General features: G+C 69.5%; 21 protein-coding genes. 3 read left to right on the top strand and 18 right to left on the bottom strand.

The genetic code is table 11. The features are described 5' to 3' along the window. From I71_RS34425 to cydX, 3 genes are all read left to right on the top strand, one after another. The coding region (locus I71_RS34425) for a cytochrome ubiquinol oxidase subunit I (RefSeq protein ID WP_042704804.1) at positions 1 to 1,091 on the top strand (1,091 nt) is incomplete at its 5' end. 10 nt (positions 1,092 to 1,101) lie between these two features. Beyond that, positions 1,102 to 2,253: a cytochrome d ubiquinol oxidase subunit II gene (gene cydB, locus I71_RS34420; RefSeq protein WP_042704798.1), complete on the top strand. Its 1,152-nt coding sequence runs from the start codon at positions 1,102 to 1,104 to the stop codon at positions 2,251 to 2,253. 29 nt (positions 2,254 to 2,282) lie between these two features. Further along, positions 2,283 to 2,390: a cytochrome bd-I oxidase subunit CydX gene (gene cydX / locus I71_RS35405; protein ID WP_049976484.1), complete on the top strand. Its 108-nt coding sequence runs from the start codon at positions 2,283 to 2,285 to the stop codon at positions 2,388 to 2,390. Here cydX and mbnM read toward each other — a convergent pair. The 18 genes from mbnM to I71_RS34335 all read right to left on the bottom strand — a co-directional run. Next, positions 2,360 to 3,784 carry a methanobactin export MATE transporter MbnM gene (gene mbnM / locus I71_RS34415; RefSeq protein WP_375731239.1) on the bottom strand — a complete coding sequence of 475 codons (1,425 nt, stop codon included), beginning with the start codon at positions 3,782 to 3,784 and terminating at the stop codon, positions 2,360 to 2,362. The two genes, cydX and mbnM, sit on opposite strands and share 31 nt — an antisense overlap. Continuing rightward, positions 3,747 to 4,325, bottom strand: a complete 579-nt coding sequence (mbnC, locus tag I71_RS34410; RefSeq protein ID WP_148294445.1) for a methanobactin biosynthesis protein MbnC — start codon at positions 4,323 to 4,325, stop codon at positions 3,747 to 3,749. Before mbnC ends, mbnM begins: the two co-directional genes overlap by 38 nt. A 5-nt stretch (positions 4,326 to 4,330) precedes the next feature. Beyond that, positions 4,331 to 5,158 (bottom strand): methanobactin biosynthesis protein MbnB, encoded by an 828-nt coding sequence (mbnB, locus tag I71_RS34405; protein WP_042704797.1) that lies wholly within the window; start codon positions 5,156 to 5,158, stop codon positions 4,331 to 4,333. Between the two features lie 67 nt (positions 5,159 to 5,225). After that, positions 5,226 to 5,321 (bottom strand): methanobactin, encoded by a 96-nt coding sequence (gene mbnA, locus I71_RS38655; RefSeq protein WP_159107464.1) that lies wholly within the window; start codon positions 5,319 to 5,321, stop codon positions 5,226 to 5,228. 207 nt (positions 5,322 to 5,528) lie between these two features. Continuing rightward, positions 5,529 to 6,635, bottom strand: coding sequence for a methanobactin export MATE transporter MbnM (locus I71_RS34400; RefSeq protein WP_042704801.1), 1,107 nt, complete (start codon positions 6,633 to 6,635; stop codon positions 5,529 to 5,531). Between the two features lie 62 nt (positions 6,636 to 6,697). Then, positions 6,698 to 7,606 carry an MbnP family copper-binding protein gene (locus I71_RS34395; protein WP_042704796.1) on the bottom strand — a complete coding sequence of 303 codons (909 nt, stop codon included), beginning with the start codon at positions 7,604 to 7,606 and terminating at the stop codon, positions 6,698 to 6,700. 53 nt (positions 7,607 to 7,659) lie between these two features. Continuing rightward, complete coding sequence (locus I71_RS34390; protein WP_244434233.1) at positions 7,660 to 9,708, bottom strand: TonB-dependent hemoglobin/transferrin/lactoferrin family receptor; 2,049 nt, start codon at positions 9,706 to 9,708, stop codon at positions 7,660 to 7,662. 307 nt (positions 9,709 to 10,015) lie between these two features. Next, the gene (locus I71_RS34385; RefSeq protein WP_244434232.1) at positions 10,016 to 10,459 is read right to left on the bottom strand and encodes a DUF2946 family protein; all 444 of its coding nucleotides are present in this window, start codon (positions 10,457 to 10,459) and stop codon (positions 10,016 to 10,018) included. Positions 10,460 to 10,662: 203 nt separating this feature from the next. Then, a complete protein-coding gene (locus I71_RS34380; RefSeq protein ID WP_042704794.1) occupies positions 10,663 to 11,157 on the bottom strand; it encodes a copper chaperone PCu(A)C in 495 nt (164 codons plus the stop codon). 17 nt (positions 11,158 to 11,174) lie between these two features. Next, positions 11,175 to 11,798: an SCO family protein gene (locus tag I71_RS34375; RefSeq protein ID WP_042704793.1), complete on the bottom strand. Its 624-nt coding sequence runs from the start codon at positions 11,796 to 11,798 to the stop codon at positions 11,175 to 11,177. Continuing rightward, complete coding sequence (locus I71_RS34370; RefSeq protein ID WP_083897540.1) at positions 11,795 to 13,582, bottom strand: copper resistance CopC/CopD family protein; 1,788 nt, start codon at positions 13,580 to 13,582, stop codon at positions 11,795 to 11,797. Before I71_RS34370 ends, I71_RS34375 begins: the two co-directional genes overlap by 4 nt. Before the next feature lie 221 nt (positions 13,583 to 13,803). Next, positions 13,804 to 14,268 carry a DUF2946 family protein gene (locus I71_RS34365; protein WP_042704792.1) on the bottom strand — a complete coding sequence of 155 codons (465 nt, stop codon included), beginning with the start codon at positions 14,266 to 14,268 and terminating at the stop codon, positions 13,804 to 13,806. Between the two features lie 67 nt (positions 14,269 to 14,335). After that, entirely contained in the window at positions 14,336 to 14,764 is a 429-nt protein-coding gene (locus tag I71_RS34360; RefSeq protein ID WP_042704791.1) for a DUF1636 domain-containing protein, read from the bottom strand. Next, complete coding sequence (locus tag I71_RS34355; RefSeq protein ID WP_244434231.1) at positions 14,761 to 15,564, bottom strand: ABC transporter ATP-binding protein; 804 nt, start codon at positions 15,562 to 15,564, stop codon at positions 14,761 to 14,763. The genes I71_RS34360 and I71_RS34355 overlap by 4 nt, the downstream gene beginning before the upstream one ends. 2 nt (positions 15,565 to 15,566) lie before the next feature. Further along, positions 15,567 to 16,568: an iron ABC transporter permease gene (locus I71_RS34350; protein WP_042704789.1), complete on the bottom strand. Its 1,002-nt coding sequence runs from the start codon at positions 16,566 to 16,568 to the stop codon at positions 15,567 to 15,569. A 3-nt stretch (positions 16,569 to 16,571) separates the two neighbouring features. Further along, a complete protein-coding gene (locus I71_RS34345; RefSeq protein ID WP_042704788.1) occupies positions 16,572 to 17,438 on the bottom strand; it encodes an ABC transporter substrate-binding protein in 867 nt (288 codons plus the stop codon). Then, the gene (locus I71_RS34340) at positions 17,426 to 18,010 is read right to left on the bottom strand and encodes a hypothetical protein (protein WP_042704787.1); all 585 of its coding nucleotides are present in this window, start codon (positions 18,008 to 18,010) and stop codon (positions 17,426 to 17,428) included. The genes I71_RS34345 and I71_RS34340 overlap by 13 nt, the downstream gene beginning before the upstream one ends. A gap of 28 nt (positions 18,011 to 18,038) precedes the next feature. Beyond that, the coding region (locus tag I71_RS34335; protein WP_042704786.1) for a TonB-dependent siderophore receptor at positions 18,039 to 18,942 on the bottom strand (904 nt) is incomplete at its 5' end.

The following is an 18,942-nucleotide window of genomic DNA, read 5'->3' as shown; positions in this document are numbered from 1 at the left end:
GTCGGTGCGAATTCAATCCCGACACCATGCGGATGGAACTGGCCTCCTTCTGGGATTTGCTGTTCAACCCGGTGGCGCAGGCGAAATTCGTCCACACCGTCAGCGCCGGCTACGTCACCGGCTCCATCTTCGTGCTGTCGGTCAGCGCCTGGTATCTTCTGAAGGGCCGTCATCGCGCCTTCGCCACCCGCTCGATGATCGTCGCCTCGGCCTTCGGACTGGCCGCCGCCCTGTCGGCCGCCGTGCTCGGCGACGAGAGCGGATACACCATCAGCGAGCACCAGAAGGTCAAGCTGGCCGCCATCGAAGCGATGTGGGAGACCGCACCGGCTCCGGCCGGCTTCACCCTGTTCGCCATCCCCGACCAGCAGGCGCGGGAGAACCACGCGGCGGTGACGGTTCCCTGGGCGCTGGGGCTGATCGCCACCCGCTCGGCCAACACGGTGCTGCCGGGCATCGACGATCTGGTCCGGCGGGCGGAGGCCCGCATCCGCAACGGCCTGATCGCTTACGACGCGCTGGAGCGGTTGCGCGCCAACCGCGGCGATGCCGAGGCCCGCGCCACGCTGGCGGCGCATTCCGGCGACCTGGGACACGCCCTGCTGCTGAAGCGCTATGTCGCCGATCCACGGACCGCGGACGACACCACCATCTTGCGGGCGGCCAACGACGTGATCCCCGCCGTCCCGCCGCTGTTCTGGAGCTTCCGCGTCATGGTGGGGCTCGGCTTCTTCTTCATCGGCCTGTTCGCGGTCGCCTTCTGGCGCTCCTGCCGCCGCGACTTCGAGCATCCGCTGTTCCTGAGGATCTGCGTCTGGTCGCTGCCGCTGCCCTGGCTGGCGGCGGAGCTGGGATGGGTGGTGGCCGAATATGGCCGCCAGCCCTGGGCCATCGACGGGGTTCTGCCGACCTTCCTCGCCTCCTCGGCGCTGTCGGCCGGACAGGTGCTGTTCTCGCTGTCAGGCTTCGTCCTGTTCTACACCTCGCTGCTGATCGTCGACGTGATCCTGATGCGCAAATACATCCGCATCGGCCCGGCCGACGCCCTGCGGCCTCCCTCCCCCGCCGCACAGCCCGTTCCCGCCGCCTGAGGACCCGACCATGGAAATCCTGTTCGATTACGAGCATCTCCGCCTGATCTGGTGGCTGTTCCTGGGCGTCCTGCTGATCGGCTTCGCCGTGATGGACGGCTTCGATCTGGGGGTCGCTGCCCTGCTGCCGCTGGTCGCCCGCACCGACCTGGAGCGGCGCGTCGCCATCAACAGCATCGGCCCGGTGTGGGACGGCAACCAGGTCTGGCTGGTCCTGGGGGCCGGCGCCATCTTCGCCGCCTGGCCGGCGATCTATGCAGCCGCCTTCTCCGGCTTCTACATCGCGCTGTTCCTCGTGCTGGTCACGCTGATCCTGCGCCCGGTCGGGTTCGAGTTCCGCAACAAGTTCGCCGACACCCGCTGGCGCGGCTTCTGGGACGCCGCCCTGGTGGCGGGCGGGGTGGTGCCGTCGCTGGTGTTCGGCGTCGCCTTCGGCAACCTGCTGCAAGGTGTGCCCTTCCGCATCGACGGCGATCTGCGCGTGTTCTACGAGGGCGGCGGGCTGCTGGAACTGCTCAACCCCTTCGGCCTGCTCGCCGGGCTGCTGTCGCTCGCCATGCTGACCACCCATGGCGCCGTCTATCTCGCCTTGAAGACCGACGGCACGGTCAGGCAGCGCGCCGCCGCCTATGTCCGCGCCGGGGCGCCGGCCACCATCCTGCTGTTCCTGCTCGCCGGGCTGTGGGTCGCGCTGGGGCTGCCGGGCTACGCCCTGGTCGGAACCGTGGTGACCGACGGGCCGTCCAACCCGCTGTTCAAGCAGGTCGAACTCCGGCCGGGCGGCTGGCTCGCCAACTACGCCGCCCATCCCTGGATGATCGCGGCGCCGGTCCTGGGGGTGCTCGGCCCGGCGGGTGCCTTCATCGCCACCCTGAAGGACAGGCCGGGTGCCGCCTTCATCGCCAGCGCCACCGGCATCGCCGGCATCGTCGCCACGGCGGGAGTCAGCATGTTCCCGATGCTGATGCCCTCCAGCCTCGTCCCGTCGGCCAGCCTGACGGTGTGGGACGCCTCCTCCAGCCACCGCACGCTGCTGGTGATGCTGGTGGCGACACTGATCTTCCTGCCGCTGATCCTGGCCTACACCAGCCTGATCTTCCGCGTCCTGCGCGGACGGGTCGGGCCGGCGGACATCCAGCGCAACCCCTCCAGCCTCTATTGAACCATCCCCAACACAGGAGAACACCGGCCATGTGGTATTTCGCCTGGATCCTCGGCGTGGGCTTCGCCTGCGCCTGCGGCATCCTGAACGCCGTCTGGCACGAACATCACCTGCCGGCCACCGACACGGTGGACTGAGCCCGCATGGTTGTGGAGTCGCCTGCTGCGGTCCGCGCGGCGCGGGCCAGCCGGCTCCACAGCCAGACCACAGCGACGATCTCCGGCACCAGCAGAGTGCCGGCGGCAAGGGCGGGACGATCCCACCACAGCCCCAACGCGGTCAGCGGCAAGCCGCACAGCCAGCCGAACAGGCCATCGGCCCGCGCCACCCCGACGAAGCCGCCGGTGGCCTGCAAGGCGGCCCGCAACATGTTGCCGACGACCCGCCAGGGCACCGACAGGGCGAGCGCACACACAAGGGCAGACCACCAGCGCCCCTCCTGGCCGTAACCCCACCGCCCGAGCCCATCGCCAGCCATGGCCAGCATCAGGCCGGCCATGCTCCCGACCGCCATCCCCCAGGCCAACCGGGTGCGGACCATCACGGCCACGTCAGCCGCAGGACGGCCGGCCAGCCGCATCGCCAGGAAGCGCAGCTGAGCGACCAGAGGCGCGAACAGCGCCAGCACCATCACCGACACGGAGGCGTAGGCTTCCAGCCGCTCCCGCCCGCCGCCGCCGAGCGGGGAGGCGAACAGCGCCAGCGTGACCAGGCCGAGCAGATGGAAGGACAGCAGCCGCTGCGACTCCCACGCCGCCGCCCTGAGCCGGACGGACAGCCAGACACGGTCCGGCGGACCGCCATCACGGGCGTAAAGGCGCAACGCGGCAACCGCCCAGACCGCCGACGGCACCGACACCAGCAGTGCGGCGACGAAGCAGCCGGCGGCGCCGGGAACCATCCGGTCGACGATCAGGACCCCTGCGGCGGCGCGGGCGGCCAGCTCCATCAATTTCCAGCGGATCGCCAACCCGCCCCGCCCCGCGGCATGGAGCAGGAAGGCCGCCGTCCCGCCGACCATGCGGATGGGGGTGGTGGCGATGAACCAGGGCAAGGCCGCCGCCGCCATGGCGCCGACCCCGGCATCCCCGCCCGCCACCCACGGGAGCGCGAACGGATAGGCGAGCGCGCCGGCCAGGGTGAACAGGCCGCCGGCCAGCGCCGCCAGCCACAGCGCCCCACGGACCTCCGACGCCGCAGATCCGGACGCCGCGGCGCGGCTCGCCGCGACCGAGGCGACCGAGCCGAGCGCCATGGTGGCGACCGTCTCCAGCAGCGCCAGCCGCACCACCACCACATAGGCGGCGACGGCACCGTCCGGGGAACGGGCGAGCAGCGCGAGATCGATCTGCGGTGCCGCCTGGCCCAGGAGGAAGGTGAGAAGCAACGCCGGGTAACCGCGCCAGAAGGCCGCTTCCCCCGCCGCTGCCCGGCAGATGGACGCCCACCGACAGACAGTCGGCGGATCGCCGTCCGGAGCATGGTTGTCCGCATCACCGGGGGATCGGCGTCCAACCGGGAAAGCCGCCATCCAACTCCCCGCCGGGGACGGTGAAGAAGCCGAAAGGCTCCGGCGCCGCCGGCAGCGGGTCTTCCAGTTCGATCCGCTCGATTTGGCGGCCGGCATCGATGCTTCGCGCTTTCCAGCCACAGACCAGATCGGCGGCGTCCAGACCGGACAGCACGATGCCGCCCGCCTCCGACCGGTCGCCGGTGGCCCATCGGGCGGCCGACGCGCCGATCAGCGACAGCCGCAGTTCGGGCGTCACCCGGCCGGCGAAGGGTGAGCGGCGCAGCCAGACGTCCACCCACAGATAATAGGTCCAGTTCAACGACAGCCCTTCATCCGCGGCCCAGGCCATGAAGGGGCGGAAGATGGACAGCCCGTCCGGGCTGGACAGCTCCAGCAGACCCGGACAGATGTCGAACAGCGTGTGCCAGTAGATGCGCAGGCTGGTGTCGATGCGCACGAAGGCACGGGACTCCCGGGGATAATCGCCCTGGCGGGCCGGTACCGTCAGCGCCTCCAGCAGGTTGGCGTCGATCAGCCGCTCCGCCCGGCCTTGCGTCATCACGGTCACGGCGCGGCCCTTTCAACGGGAGGAGCGACGGCGTCATCGGCGAAGAGAGCGCGCAAGCGGTCGAGGTCCGACGCGATGTCCAACTCGTCGAAATTGTCGTCGCGCTCGTAGGTCATCGTGGCTCCGGGCGTATCGAACCGCTCGCGCCGGCTTTCCAGGAAGGCCATGGTCGCGTCCGACAAGGCGCGGTCATGGGTATCCAGGACCAGGTGCGGCTGGAGGATCGACAGGTTGTAGCCGGCGGTGTGGAAATGGCTGGCCGCGTCGATGATGCCGTCCCAGGCTTCGAGCGGCACGCCGCAATTGAGATGGGCGCAAACCGCGTTGGAGGCGTCGAACAACACCCCGCAGCCGGTGTCCCGGCACAGCCGCTCGAAGAAGGCCGGCGCGTCGTGGCCGCCGTCCAGGATGGAGGGGTAATTCTCCAGGAACAGCCGCCGTCCCAGCCGTTGCTGCCACCAGTCCACACGCTCGCGCACGCGCCCGTAATCGGCGGCGTAGTCGATCTCGGCGAGGTGGTAGAGCTGGCGCCCGTCATGGGTGAAACGCGCGACATGGTCGGACACGTAGAGGGGACTCATGCGGTCGATCAGGCGGCGCAGGCGCGATGCGAGGCTGTCCAGCGCGACCGCGTCGTTCTCGATGAATTTGGAGAACATGATGTGAAAGCCGACCGGGACGTCGAAGCCGGCGGCCAGCTCCTCCTCCGGGATGGCGAGGAAATTGTCGATGAGCAACTCGACATAGTCGATGCGGCCAGATGCCAGCAGGCTCCGGACCAGGGGCAGCGTCTCCCCCAGCGTGAAATTGAAACCGATCTTCATGGGCACGGCCTCGCCTTCGGCGGAAAAGGCCGCCGCCGCGCGCGGCGGCGGGCGGCGGCCCTCCCGATCAGTTCACACCAACCGGAGCGCAGCAGGACCCGCAGCAGGCGCCCGATCGGCCGGCCACGGACAGGGTCTGCTTTTTGGCGATCTTGATGGTCATGTCGTTGTCCTCCTGTTGTATTGAGAAAAGGCAAAGAAAATGATTCGCAATATACGCCCATATCATGGAGCGCACCCTCATTTTCATTCTTGCCTGCTTCGTTCTTTATTTTAAAATCACCAGAAGAGTCAATCCATGATTCATAGGCCTGTATCTTTTTATTCTATACATACGTCCGCACGATCGGAGCCGTCGCTTTCCTCATCGTCATTCCTTCCAGGGATTCGACCAGCGCGGATCCGTCAGCAGGGTCTCGTCCGTCAGCGTTCCCAGGAAGGCCAGCAGGTCGCGCTTTTCCTGCGGCGTCAGACCGATGCGGGAGATCAGGCTGCTCTTGTGCGGGTTGAGGCGGCCGTCGCCCTTCTGCGCCCCCGAGCGCACCGCCCGGCCGCCATCGGAATAGGCGTCGATCACCGCCGCCAGCGTGGCGATGCTGCCGTCATGCATATAGGGGCCGGTCACCGCCACGTTGCGCAGGCTGGGCGCGCGGAAGGCACCCATGTCCTCCGGCTTGGCGGTGAACTCGAACAGGCCGCGGTTGGGGAAGGGATAGGCCCCGGTGCCGTCCAGATTGTAGAGGCCGGTGTTGTGGAACGGCGTCTCCACCTCGCGGCTCCGGGCATGGACGACCTGATCGTTGAAATTGAAGCTGCCATGGCAATGGTGGCACTCGGCCCGCTCGCCGAAGAACAGGGCCATGCCCCGCGTCTCCGCCTCGCTCAGGCTGGCCTTGCCCTGGAGATAGCGGTCATAGCGGCTGTCCACCGAGACGATGCCGCGCTGGAAGGCCGCGATGGCCTTGATGACCGTCGCCATGGCCAGCGGCTCCGCCTCGTCGGAAAAGGACTGGCGGAACAGCGGCGGATAGACGGGATCGGCACGCAGCCGCTCCAGGATCGCCGCCCGGTTGGCGTCGGTCACGCCCATCTCGACGGGGTCGTCGCCGAACAGCGGGACCTCCATCTGCCGCTCCAGCGACACCAGCGCCGGGTTCGCCCAGGTGTAGGTGGCGTTCCAGGCGCTGTTGGCCAAAGGCTGGGCGTTCCGGTGGGTCAGGCCACCGGTCGATCCCGGCGACAGCGCCCGTCCGTCGGTGAAGGCCTTCCCCTGGATGTGGCAGGAGGCGCAGGCGATGGTCCCGTTGCCGGACAGGCGGGTGTCGTAGAACAACCGCCGGCCCAGCTCGACCTTCACCGCCGACATCGGATTGTCGGCGGGCACACGCGGCTCCGGCACATGGCCCGGCAGCGACCATGTCCAGTCCGCCGCCAGGACCGGCGTCGCCGTCGCCAGCCCGAGGACAGGAACGAGCACAGGAACGAGCACAGGCCCGAGGACGGCGACGCCCGCAGCCAGGATTCGCCGGAACCGGCCGGTCATGGCTTGACGACCGATTGAGTGGCCGATTTGGCGACCACGGCGAAAGCCGGAGAGGAGCCGGGCGTCACCGGTCGCCCAGTTTCCAACGACAGGCCGAGCTGCCGGAACACCGGGCCGCATTCCGGATCGGTCGGGCCGCTCATGCAGCCGACCGCCCCGCCGCGGTCCCGGCCCAGCGCGCTGCCGTCGAACAGCGCCGACAGGTCGAGCGCAACGGCTTGGCTCACCGGATCGAAGGCGGCGACGGTCACCGGCAGCCGGTTGGAATGGGTGCAGGACACGCTTTGCCCGTCCGCCGGGTTGCCGGTGCAGCCGGTGGCGCCGAGATGGACGTACCAGGTCCTGGCCTTCGCCCCGTCGGGCTTGGCGACACCGCCGTTCGGATCGACCTCCACCTTCATGAATTTGCGGCCCGCCTGCCAGCTCCATCCCATGGCGGCGATGTCCAGCGGCGGGGCCGCTTTTTCGGGGCTGGTGTGGTTCAGGGCGGGCGGCACGCCGACGGTGAAGGACAGTCCGGCATAACGGCCAGCCGGCACGCTGCCCGTCACGCTGGCGTTGGTCGTCCGCGTGCCGCCGACACAGCCGCCCGTACCATCCTCGAAGTCGAGCAGGGCGACCGATGCCGTCTGCCAATCATTCTGCGCCAGCGCCAGCGGAACCGCCCGCCCCGCCGCATCGATCAGGGCGACATCCTGCACGTAGAAACGCGCATCGTGCAGGGTCGCCGGGGTGCCGCCGGCGCCGAGCGGGCCGAGCGGCTCGCCGCAGCGTGCCGGCTTGCCGTTGGCCGTCAGGGCGAAGGCCACCGTAACCGGCATGACGTCCGGTGCCGGCGTGGTGGAGGAACAGGCCGCAAGGCCGAGGATCGCAAGGCCGGCGAAAGCGGCGCGCTGGACAGTCATCGGGGGAACTCCTCGTTTGGGGTCTGGCGGGATGGGCCGGGATGGCGGCCGGGTCAGAACCGCGCGCTCAGCGTCAGGTTGACGCTGCGGCCTTCCTCGTAGGTGTAGGTCGTCGTCTGCGACTGCTGATAGGTGGCGTAGGCCTTGTCGAACAGGTTGGTGACGCCGAGATCGACCCGATACCAGTCGCGGTCGTAGGTCACGCCGATGTCGTGCAGCCCATAGCCGTCGCGCTGGCGCAAGGCCGTCGCGTCGCGGTGCTGCTCGTCGACGAACTGGCCGGTCCACCAGACGGCCCAACCGGACTCGAAGCGGTAGCGGGTGCCCAGCGTGACCTTGTCGGGCGGGGCGAACAGCCCGGCGCCGGTCGAGGCGTCCTTGGCCCGCAGATGCGAATAGCCGATGCCGACGTCGAGACCGCCGGCGGTGTAGCTCGCCACCATCTCGCCGCCATGGCGGTCCGCCTTGGCGACGTTCTGGTTCTGGAAGATCAGGCCGGTGCCGGAGAAGGGGGCGGCGCGGGTGTAGCGGCCGACGGTGGCCGAGGTGATCATGTCGTCCACCGTCTCGGTGAAGAGGGTGGTCTTCAGCCGCATCGCGTCGCCGCCGGTCAGCACGTCGTCGAAGGCCAGGGTGAAACCAGCCTCCTTGGTCCGGCTGGTCTCGGGCTTGAGGCCCGGATTGGGACGAAAGTTGAAAAGAGCGCGGGTGGTGGACAGGTTCTGATAGGTCTCGCCCAACGTGGGCGCCCGGAACGCCTCAGAATAGCCGACGAACAATCCGAGGAAGGGCCGGACCTGCCATTTCAGGGCGATTTTGGGCGACAGGCGCTGATTGTCGGACGATGCCTGACCCACCGGCTCCAGCCGGTAGCGGTCATGCCGGACGGCGCCGGTCAGCGTCCAGTCCTCGGCAATGGTCACCTCGTCCTGGAGGAACAGGCCCTGCGAAATCTGCTCACCATCCGGTTGGACCGCGTTGGCGACGCCGCCGTCGCGGTTGCGGGCGCGGTCGCGGTAGGCGTCGATGCCATAGGTGATCCGGTGGCGCAGCCATGGCGCCATCTCGATGCGGGTGCTGTTCTGCAACGCGACGCCGGCGGTCGCCATCTCGATGTCGGTGGCCGTCACCCCGGCGGTGTAGGGCGTCGTCGCGAAGCGCAGCCTGGTGTAATAGGCGGTGGCGCTGCCGTCGATCCACTTCCGGTCGTCATCATGGAAGGCGTAGCTGCCGGTGAACTGGTCCTGACGCCGCTTCAGCCTCTGCAACAGGCCGAAGGCGTCGCTGCCGCCGGGATTGCTGGGCGTGATCAGGGCGTCGGCGAATCTCTGATAGGAAAGCTGGACCCGGTTGCCCTCGTTCAGCGTCGCGCCGACCTTGAACAGTCCGCTCTTCAGCTGCTGGTCGTTGGTCAGGCCGTTCCCGTCGCCGGTGCGGATGCGTCCGGCGTCGCGCAGGGTGGCGCTGCCCAGGATATCCAAACCGCCGCTGCGCGCGGCACCGGTCAGGTTGGTCGAAACGCTGTGGTCGGCGCTGCGGAAGCCGATCTTCGCCCGGCCGCCGACCGTCCGGCCCGGAGCGAGGATGTCGTCCGCATCGAGCGTGCGCAAGGCCATGACGCCGCCGATGCCGCCGCTGCCGTAGAGCGCCGATTCGGAACCGCGGACGATGTCGATCTGCTGCACCATATCCGGGTCGATCAACAGCGGCGTGCGGATGTTGTCGGCGTAATTGCGCCGGGCACCATCGACGGACAGGATGACGCGCGGCCCCTGCAAGCCACGGATCGTCGGAATCTGGCCGGCGGGACGGGCGCCGCCGCCAAGATCGACGCCGGGAACCTTGCGCAGCACCGACAAGTTCGGAGCCTGGGCATCGTCCAGCTGTTCGCGGGTGACGACGGACACCGACGCCGGCACGTCGAAACTGTTGTTTTCGCTGCGCGTCGCCGTGACCGTGACGGCGTCCAACTGGAAGGCGCCCGCCTGGACCGGGTTGGTCTGCTGTTGGGCCGCGGCGGGGAAGGCGGCAGGACAGGCGATGGCGAGCAGGCCGGGCATGATGAGGCAGGACGCGCGCAGGCGCACGGAAAGGGTCGTCACGAATTGCGATCCTTGAGAACTGGCCGTGAAGACCGGCCGTTTATCGGAAAAGCGGCATGGCTCGCCGGTCCACAGGCGGTGGACCCTCGCGGAGTCACGTCGCATTGGCGGCAGGGATGCGCCCCGCGATCAGGCTTTCGCGCCGTCTGTCCGGCCGGCCAGTCACACCCGAAGGAACCGCTCGCGCCAAAGGCGCTTGAGCGGCCGGGTGGTTACGGACCGTTTGACGATGGACAGGCTCTGTGCGTTCGCAGTCGGGCCGCCCCGGCCGGATCGTTCCGGCAACCGGGCGGCCGCAAGGGGCGCCTCACCCCAGCGACGGGGGAGCCCTGGCCTGAAGAGTGGCGAGGAACCAGCCGGTGGCGATCTGGTTGCCTGGAAGCAGTGTCGGGCCATGACGCTCGACGTCCGACGGCATGACGGTCTGCTGGGCGGGAGCCAATCCCAGTCCACCGATCAACGGACACAGTGGACACTGGCCTTCGGCCTTGCTTGCGGGCGCTTTTTCCGTCGGCAACGCAGACGGCTGCAACTCCGCGACCAGGCCGTCATCGTCCAGGGCCACGACCTTCACCCCGTCCGGCGTGCAAATGGCCGTGAACTGGATGGAGGTTCCGTCGCCGGACACGGTCCAGGCCGGCATCCACGCCCAGGCGATCAGCTGCACGATCAGGGCAACGGCCGCGGCCAACAGGCCGTGCCGTGCGAATCGCCGCATTCCGTCGGGGGTTGTCGCCATATCCGGCTTCACGTCGCGTGGCCTGCCGAAATCACCGGGGTTCTTTGTGGGATAATACCATGTCCATTGTGGACAAGGCGAGACCTATCAGCCGTTGTGGAACCGATACAGGGAACAAGCCGGTGGATTCCTCCGAACCGATGGCATACATGGACCGCGCGGCGGGCTGCGAAGAGAAGCGCCAGCCGACAGCCGGCCGGCGCCCCCGCCCAGCCTCAGTGCGTCTTGTGGGAATCCCCCATGCCTTCGTGCGACGGTGCCGCGGCCCCGGCGCCCTGCACATCGACCTGAACGGTGACGGGACCGGCCTTCTCGAAGGTCAGGGTCAGCGGAAAGGCCTTTCCCTTGACCAGCGGCTGCTTCAGACCGAGCAACATGATGTGCAGGCCACCGGGCTGAAGCGCCGTTGGGGAGCCGGGCGTCACCTCGATGGCATCGACCGGGCGCATCTTCATGACACCGTTGTCCATCAGGTGCGTGTGCAGTTCCGCCTTCTCCGCGACCGGAGTGGCGGCGGACACGAGCCGGTCGTTCTCCTTGCCCGTTCCGTTCAGGACCAGATAGGCGGCCCCGTTCTGGGCGGAGGGCGCGGTGGCGCGGGCCCAGGGATGTTCAATCTCGACGGAACCGGCCTTGTAGCCATGGGCCAGCGCGGTGCCCGCGGCGAACATCATCAGGGCTGCGAGTGCAGGAATACGCATGATCGTCATGTCCTTCTAACGAGGGGTCAGGATTTCAGTCGGGTACGGATGATGCCGGCGAGGTCCGCCGGCTTGGTGCCCGGCGGCACGACGCCGGCAACGGCGCCGGTGCGGTCCGTCAGGTAGACGAAAGCCGAGTGATCCATCAGATAATCGTCCGCCCCGCCGTCCTTCGCTTCGATCCGCGCATAATAGACGCGGAACGCCGTCGCCATCGCCGCGACCTGATCGGGGGTTCCGGTCAGACCGAGGATGCGGGAATCGAACAGGGCGGTGTATTCGGCCAGCGCGGCGGGCGTGTCGCGTTGCGGATCGATGCTGATGAACAGCGGCTGGATCTGCGACGCGTCGGCGCCCAGCAGGTCCAGCGTCTCGGCGATGGCCTGGAGTTCGGTCGGACAGATGTCCGGGCAATAGCGGTAACCGAAGAACATCACCTGCACCTTGCCGGGAAAACTGCGATCGGTGCGCGGCTGGCCGGTCTGATCGGTCAGCGACCAGGGGCCGCCGAGCTTGGTCAGGGCGTCCGCCGCAACGCCGTGACCGCTGCCGACGCGCTGTAACTGCCAGCCGACCAGGCCGGCCAGCGCAACGATGGCCAGCGCGCCAAGACTCCAAAGAATCCCGCGTCTGATCTTGTTTGGCGTCATGGCTTGACCTCCTTTGACTGGTCTTCGGGCAGGACGGGCACGTCCGTCCGGAATGTCGCCGGTCCGGCCTCCCCAACCCGGACCTCCAGCAGCAGCGACCAGCGCCCGGCCACCGGCAGGTCGACATCGCCGGCACCGAACACCCCGACAGCCGAAGCCGTCAGAGAGCGGCGGACGGGCGCCAGGCCCGCTGCCGGCAGGCTCCATTCCAGGTTGGCGTCGGCCGGATCGGCCGGGCGGCCGTCGGGACGGGACAGGTGGACGGTGACCCGGTTGGGACCGGGCCGGGCCGGTATCACTTCGATCAGGGCGACGAGGTCGCCCCGGCCGATGGATGTCGCGTATCCGGCATCGCCAGCCGGCCCGATGTCCGCCATGGCCTCGCCCACCGGAGTTTCCGGAGCGGTGAAGGTGCGCGGCGGCGGCGTCAGCGCGAAGGCGGCGGTGACCACAAGCACGGCGGCGGCAACCGCCGCCTCGGCCCGGATGGTCCGGCGCAACGCCGCTGCACTCCCAACGCCTGCGACGCCGAGTGCCGGCGTCAGCCAGAACCGGTTGCAGGCGGCCAGCGCCAGCAGGACGCCGACGGCGGTCATCTTGCCCAGCCATAGCCAGCCATAGCCCGTCGCCAGCACCGCCGCCGGCTGTTCGATTTGCAGGAGGCTCAACAGCGCGCCGACCGCGACGAGGAGTGCCACGGCCACGAGCGCCAGCCGCGAGAACCGCCGGATCAGGCGCGCCGCCTCGCCGGCCGGCTCGGTCTGCAGCGCGACGGCCAGCGGCCAGAGGGCGCCGATCCAGAAGGCAGCCATCAGCCCGTGCAGCGCCACCAGCGGAGCACTCAGCCAGCGCGGCGGCGCCGTCGCGGCGTGACCGGTAAGCGCCAGCGACACGGCACCGATCACCGCGCCGGACAGGAGCAGGACGGGACCGGCACCGTGATCGGCCTCCAGCGCCAACCCGACGGCGACGGCAAGCAGGGCCAGCAGGGCCACCGCCGCGCTGACGCCGGCCGAACTGGTCCATCCCGTCACCCATCCCTCCGCCCAGGCGGCGGAAGACAGCAGCGTGCCCGGCGCCGAACCGTTCAGAACGATGCCGTTCAGAACGACGAGCAGGACAGCCGACAGTCCCGCCGTCAGCAGAATCAATCCCAGACCCGGCCTCAGCCGCCGGTTCAACGGCGACCAGCGCCCCGAAACCAGCACCAGGAACAGGCCGCCGCCGGTCGCGGCGAGCAGAGCGCCATAATGCAGCGCCCGCACCGCGACCGCGGCAAGGGCGGGCGCATCCGGCCCCGCCGCTCCTGCCTGCACCCTGTCGGCCTCCTCCTCAGCCGGCGGTGTGACCCCGACACCGAACAGCAGCGTGCCGGCCGCCGGATGTCCGTCCGCCGACGTCACGCGGTAGCTGACGGTGTAGAGGCCGGTTGGAACGGGAGTCGGCAGTGCAAGCCGGACACTGCCGTCCGGCCCCGCCACCGGCTTTTCCCCGGCAACCGGACGGCCTGCCGCATCGAGCACCTGCACCAGGATCGGCGTGACCGGTTCGTTGAAGGTCAACCGGATCTCGGACGGCGCGGACTCCAGCCGGCTGCTGTCCGCAGGTTCGGTGTCGGTCAGGAAGGCATGGGCGGCCGCCTCCCCGCCCGCCGCCGCGGACAGGACCATCGCCAGAAGGAACAGGGCTGCGCGGGTGAATCGCCACGCCGCCCGGGTAAGACCGGAAACAGTCACCGCTCCCCGCCCAAGCGGGCCGGCAGCCGCCGCGTGCAGGTATGTCATGGAATCTCCGAATGGCGAGCGGCCGGCCACCGACGGACTCAGGACCGGGATGGAACGGGCTCGCGCTTCCCCCGCCTGGAAGGAGGCGGGAAATCATGGTGATGGAACAGGGCTCGACGCCGGCCTCGAGCCGGACGCTCCCCCCTTCCTATCCGGTCCACAGAGTGACCATGGCGGATTGCGGCGCAGCGATCTCGCGCGGCGATCCGGAAATTCCGGCCTTAGACCGGTGGCGCGCGGGCCTGGAGGGTGGACAGGAACCAACCGGCGGCGATCGCAGCGCCGGGCAACGATTCCGGACTGTGGCGCCCGACCGACGCCCGCACCACCAGCGGATCCGGCGGCGGCATCGCCAGCCCGCCGACCAACGGACAGAGTGGGCAGGAGCCGCCGGAAATCGTCGGATCGCTCTTGCCCGTGTCGAACTTGACCGATTTGGACTTGACCGATTTGGACTTGGTCAATCCGAACCGGGCCGGATCGTCCACAGCACCGCGATCGTCCAGCGCCACGGTCTTGAACCCATCAGCGGTGCAGATGACGATCCGGCTGCCCTCCGCCGCGTTGGCGGAGGCGATCATGGCCGGCATCCAGGCCCAGGCGACGATCTGCAACAGCAGCGCGATCGCACCGGCCGCAAGGCCGGCCCGTCGCGCGGGTCGCAGTCTGTCCTGGATCGCGCCCATGCCGGTCCGTGTATCCGTCCGTTGCGAATGCGGCACGATAGCCGACGTTCCGCCCTGAAGATAAGCGTCATTTTTCCAAAGGTTGCAAGTCCGGGGCGGGGATCCGCGCAACGAAGCGGCCCTTGACGCCGTCCGGCCAGTCCCGGTACGCGACGACACCGCTATCAGTCGCACGATAGGCCAGCAGGTAGCCGACGAGCGCCTCGATGGCTGGCCGCTCCGGCGTCAGGTCGCCGAGCACATACCCCATGCGGCCCGGCGAGCGGATATGGACGGCGCAGGGGCGGCGGCATCCCATCAGGCAGCGCATGGTGCCGACGCGGACATCGTCGAGGCCGGCGGATGCAAGGACCCCTTCGAGCAGGGCCGCGAACATCGCTCCGGTCCAACCGGCCCCCGGATCCGTGGCAGGAGCCGTGGCAGGAGCCGTGGCAGGGGTCGCCGGTCCGGTAGCGGGCTGGCGGCAGGTTTCGCAGACGATCACGTCGATGGTCATGGCTGTCGGTCTCCGGATTGGATCATGGTGGGCACTGGGGGCGGGCATTGGGGAAGCACCACCGGGATGCCGGCGGCCTGAGTCACGGCGAAGGTCGCGCCATAGGCCTCGCGCAGCAGGGAGGATGTCAGAACGGTCGCCACGTCTCCCGCGATCACGCGCCGGTCCGGCATCAGCAGGACGAGATCGTCGCAGCAGCGGGCGGCCAACGATAGGTCGTGCAGCACGACGACGACGGCACGGTGCCGCTCGGCCGCCTCTGCCCGCAGCAGCAGCATGATCCGGAGCTGGTGGCCGGGATCGAGGGCCGCCGTCGGCTCGTCGGCGAGCAGGACCGGGGTGTCCGTCGCCAGGACCCGCGCCAGCATCACGCGCGCCCGCTCGCCGCCCGACAGGGTCGGCACCGTACGCGCCGCAAGCCCGGCGATGCCGGTCGCCGCCATGACCCGCTCGACCGCGTCCTCGTCCGTTCGTCCCGGCCGGCCGAGCGGACCCAGGTGCGGCAGCCGCCCGAGCGCCACCGTGCGGCGGACGCTCAGCGGCCAATGGACGCGATGGCCTTGCGGGAGATAGCCGAGCAGGCGCGCCCGCGCCCTGCTGTCGGCAGGCAGCGGTTGCCCCTCAAAGCGGACGTCGCCCCCATGAGGCAGCAGGCCGGCGACCGCCCGGAGCAGGGTGGATTTGCCAACGCCGTTCGGCCCGATCAGGCCGGTGACGGCGCCGCGCCGGGCGGTGAAGCCGGCGCCGTCCAGGATCGCCCGCCCGCCCAGATGCAGGGTGATTGCGGCAGCGGACAGCATCGTCACCATGCCTCCCGGCGAACGCGCAGGATGAGGACAAGGAAGAAGGGCGCGCCGACCAGCGCGGTGAGGACGCCCAGCATCACCTCCTGCGCGGTGGGGATCAGGCGGGACGCCAGATCGGCCAGCGTCACCAGCACCGCTCCGCCCAGCGCGCTCGGCAGCAGCAGGCGGCCGGGCTCATGCCCGACCAGGGGGCGCAGCAGATGCGGCACCACCAGCCCGACAAAGCTGATCGAGCCGGAGACCGCCACCGACGCCCCGACCGCCGCGGCGCTGCCGCCGACGACGGCCAGCCGCAGCCGGGCCAGATCGATCCCCAGGCTGCGGGCGGCATCCTCGCCCAGGGCCAGGGCATCCAGCCCACGGCCGGTGGCGAGCAGCAGGCCGCCGCCGGCCAGGATGAAGGGAAAGGCGGTCAGCGCATCGGCCGGTGTCCGGTCCTTCAGCGATCCCATCAGCCACAGCAGCATCTCGGTGACGGCATAGGGATTGGGCGCGAGATTCATCGCCAGCGAGGTGAGGGCGATGGCGAGGCTGGACAGCGCGATCCCGGCCAGGATCAGGGTCAGGCTGCCCCCATTGCCGTGGCCATCGCGGGCGGCGACCGCCAGCACGATGCCGGTCGCCACCAGGGCGCCGGCCATCGCCATGGCCGGGAGCGCATAGGGCGACAGCGCCGCGAAGCCGAAATAGAAGGCGATGACCGCGCCCAGTCCGGCGCTCGCCGACACGCCGATCAGTCCCGGCTCGGCCAGCGGGTTGCGCAGCAATCCCTGGAGCGCCGCGCCGGCGATGCCCAGCGCCGCCCCGACCTCGATCCCCAGCAGAAGCCGAGGCAGACGGATTTCCCGGACGACGGCGACCGTCAGGGGATCGCCGTTGCCGAACACGCCGGCGATCACGCCGGTCAGCGGAAGTGGCGCGTAGCCGATCGCGAGCCCGGCTGCGGATACCACCAGCAGGGCGGCCGCCAGGCCGGACAAGAGAGGCAGCGTTCGCATGGATCATGGCCCCCGGTTGGTTGAAGTTGGCGATGGAAGCCGCCGCAGCCCGCGGGCCAGGGCTTCGGCCGCCTCGACGAGGAACCAGCCGCTGCACACCCACGTCCTGCCGGGCACCGCCACGGTCGGGGTGATCGCTGCCCGCCGGATGAAAGCGGGATGCTCTCCGAAGGCGCGCCGCAGCGACCGGTCGGGACTCTCGAAGAAGCTGGTCACCAGCATCTCGGGCGGGTTGAGGACGAAGCGTTCCAGGTCGTAGCCGGTCCAGCCCGACCGCCCTTCGGCGGTCGCCTGGTTGGTGAGACCGGTCGCCGCCATCACCGCGTCGACGAAGGTTCCGGCGGCGGCACTGCCACCACCGGGACGCAGATAAAGCGCCGGGCGGCCGGCACCGGCATCCTCCGCCCGCACCGCGGCCAGCCGCCGGCGGACCGCATCGTTCAGGACCCTGCCGCGCTCGGGATGGCCCAGGGCCTCGGCGACCGTCGCCGTCACCGTCTCGATGTCCTCGAACCGCTCGACCAGCGGGATGCGGACCACCCGCACGCCGAACCGCTCCAGCAGTTCCACGGTCTTGTGGTCGCTCCAGCCATTGGCGAGAACCACCTCGACACCGAGCGACAGGTAGGCCTCGGCACTGGGCCGGACCTGCCGGTGGCGGACCGCCTCGTCGGCCAGCAGCGACAGCCAGGGGTCGGCGGCCTGCGGCGACAGGGCGGCGATCTGGCCGGGATCGGCCAACGCCAGAAGATACTGGTCGCCGCACACGGTTGCGGACGCCGCCCGCGGACCGGCGGCAATGGCCATCCCCACCGGGATGGCCGCGGTCAGAAGGCAGCCCGCTATCAGGCGGAGGGTCAGCCGCCGCATCGGAACCCCCTCCCGCTGCGGTCGAGCGGATCGGGCATCAGCCCGAGATAGCGTTGGCGGAACCCGTCCCACATCGACAGGCGGCTCCAGTCCGGCTCCTTCAGGATGCGGTCGTTCTCGCCGAGGAAGGGGTTGGGAAAGAACAGCGTCATCTGCTGTTCGCCCTTGCCGTTGAACAGCCGCAGGCCCCAGCTCCGCGGTGCGCCGTCGGCCCCCAGGACCCGGTACATCTCGGCCCGCGCGGTCCGGCGGATGCGGGCAAGCTCCGGATCGACCGGGTTGCGCGGCGTGCCCCGGTGGGAGCCGATGCAGACATGGAAATGCCACGCCCCGAAATCGACGGTCAGGTAGCCGTCGAACAGCGACACCTTGCGCGGGGCGTTGGGAGCACGGATCTCGAAGACGGCGCCTTGGACCAGCGTGCCGAACAGGATGTCCCGCCACCAGACCTCGAAGGCATCCTTCAGCAGGGCCAGCAGCAGATCCTGATCGGTGGGCAATGTGAAGATCTCGACCCGGCCCATGCCGGGCTCCTCGACGACGTGCGAGGCCACGGAAGACGCGGTGCTCATGGACTGGAACCTCCTGGGACGGGCGGGATCAGAAGCGCGCGGACAGGCCGGCATAAGCCGAGCGGCTCTCCGCGGCATGGCCGTAGACCTCCTCGTAGCGGCGGTTGAACAGGTTCTCGACGCGGCCATGCAGCGTCACCGCGTCGGTCAGCTCGTAGGACAGCCGGAGATCGGCGGTGAGAAAGGCGCTGCCGGTGCCGTAATTCTCGATCATGTCGCGATAGCGCAGACCGAGATTGGCGTAGGCCGCCGGCAGGAAGCGCCAGCCGACCGATGCGCTTGCCTGGTGGAGCGGCAGGTTGCGCAGCCGCTGCCCGCTGTTGGCGTCGACCACGCTCTGCCAGGAATAGGCGGCGCGCAGGTCGGTGGTCGCGGTCGGGCGGGCGGCCAGGTCAAGCTCCACCCCCTGCGCCCTGGTGCGGTCGACGTTGACATAGCCGCCGCCCGAACAGGCCGGGTTGGCCGCCGGACCGTAGAGCCAGTTGATCTGGTCGCGGGTGCCGGCCTGGAAATAGGTCGCTCCGGCCGTCAGTTGCCCGCCCAGCAGCGACTGGTCGACACCGGCGTCCCAGCCGCGGCTGCGTTCGGGCCGCAGGTCGGCCCGTCCATAGCAGGGGTCGAACCGTTCGTAGAGCGACGGCGGTTGCCAAGCGGTGCCGTAGCTGGAACGCAGGGTGGTTCCGGTCTGCTCGATCCGGTAGGCGGCGCCGAGCCTCCAGGTTCCCTTTCCGCCATAGTCGCTGTGGCGGTCGCCGCGGATCGTCGCCGACAGGTCGAGCGGCGCCACCGGCGTCACGCCGAGGGTGGCGAAGCCGCCGCCGCGCCAATTGTGCGACCGCATGTCCGGCGCGAGCGGCGCGAAGCCCGGCGTGTGCTGTTCCATGCTTTCGCGGGTGGCATCGGCGCCGTAGCCCAGGCTCACCCGGTCGGAC

Source organism: Azospirillum sp. B506, assembly GCF_000333595.1.
In the GTDB taxonomy this organism is placed as follows: Bacteria; Pseudomonadota; Alphaproteobacteria; order Azospirillales; family Azospirillaceae; genus Azospirillum.
This window is presented reverse-complemented; position numbering and strand designations above follow the sequence as displayed.

What these genes read in the sequence shown, in the direction of transcription:
- I71_RS34340 (WP_042704787.1), bottom strand. Translation starts at nt 18,010, where the DNA reads ATGAGCACCGCGTCTTCCGTGGCCTCGCACGTCGTCGAGGAGCCCGGC.
- mbnC (WP_148294445.1), bottom strand. Translation starts at nt 4,325, where the DNA reads ATGACGCAAGGCCGGGCGGAGCGGCTGATCGACGCCAACCTGCTGGAG.
- I71_RS34365 (WP_042704792.1), bottom strand. Translation starts at nt 14,268, where the DNA reads ATGGGCGCGATCCAGGACAGACTGCGACCCGCGCGACGGGCCGGCCTT.
- I71_RS34355 (WP_244434231.1), bottom strand. Translation starts at nt 15,564, where the DNA reads ATGCTGTCCGCTGCCGCAATCACCCTGCATCTGGGCGGGCGGGCGATC.
- I71_RS34345 (WP_042704788.1), bottom strand. Translation starts at nt 17,438, where the DNA reads ATGCGGCGGCTGACCCTCCGCCTGATAGCGGGCTGCCTTCTGACCGCG.
- cydX (WP_049976484.1), top strand. Translation starts at nt 2,283, where the DNA reads ATGTGGTATTTCGCCTGGATCCTCGGCGTGGGCTTCGCCTGCGCCTGC.
- mbnM (WP_375731239.1), bottom strand. Translation starts at nt 3,784, where the DNA reads ATGGCGGCTTTCCCGGTTGGACGCCGATCCCCCGGTGATGCGGACAAC.
- I71_RS34380 (WP_042704794.1), bottom strand. Translation starts at nt 11,157, where the DNA reads ATGACGATCATGCGTATTCCTGCACTCGCAGCCCTGATGATGTTCGCC.
- I71_RS34395 (WP_042704796.1), bottom strand. Translation starts at nt 7,606, where the DNA reads ATGACTGTCCAGCGCGCCGCTTTCGCCGGCCTTGCGATCCTCGGCCTT.
- I71_RS34350 (WP_042704789.1), bottom strand. Translation starts at nt 16,568, where the DNA reads ATGCGAACGCTGCCTCTCTTGTCCGGCCTGGCGGCCGCCCTGCTGGTG.
- I71_RS34360 (WP_042704791.1), bottom strand. Translation starts at nt 14,764, where the DNA reads ATGACCATCGACGTGATCGTCTGCGAAACCTGCCGCCAGCCCGCTACC.
- cydB (WP_042704798.1), top strand. Translation starts at nt 1,102, where the DNA reads ATGGAAATCCTGTTCGATTACGAGCATCTCCGCCTGATCTGGTGGCTG.
- mbnA (WP_159107464.1), bottom strand. Translation starts at nt 5,321, where the DNA reads ATGACCATCAAGATCGCCAAAAAGCAGACCCTGTCCGTGGCCGGCCGA.
- mbnB (WP_042704797.1), bottom strand. Translation starts at nt 5,158, where the DNA reads ATGAAGATCGGTTTCAATTTCACGCTGGGGGAGACGCTGCCCCTGGTC.
- I71_RS34375 (WP_042704793.1), bottom strand. Translation starts at nt 11,798, where the DNA reads ATGACGCCAAACAAGATCAGACGCGGGATTCTTTGGAGTCTTGGCGCG.
- I71_RS34370 (WP_083897540.1), bottom strand. Translation starts at nt 13,582, where the DNA reads ATGACATACCTGCACGCGGCGGCTGCCGGCCCGCTTGGGCGGGGAGCG.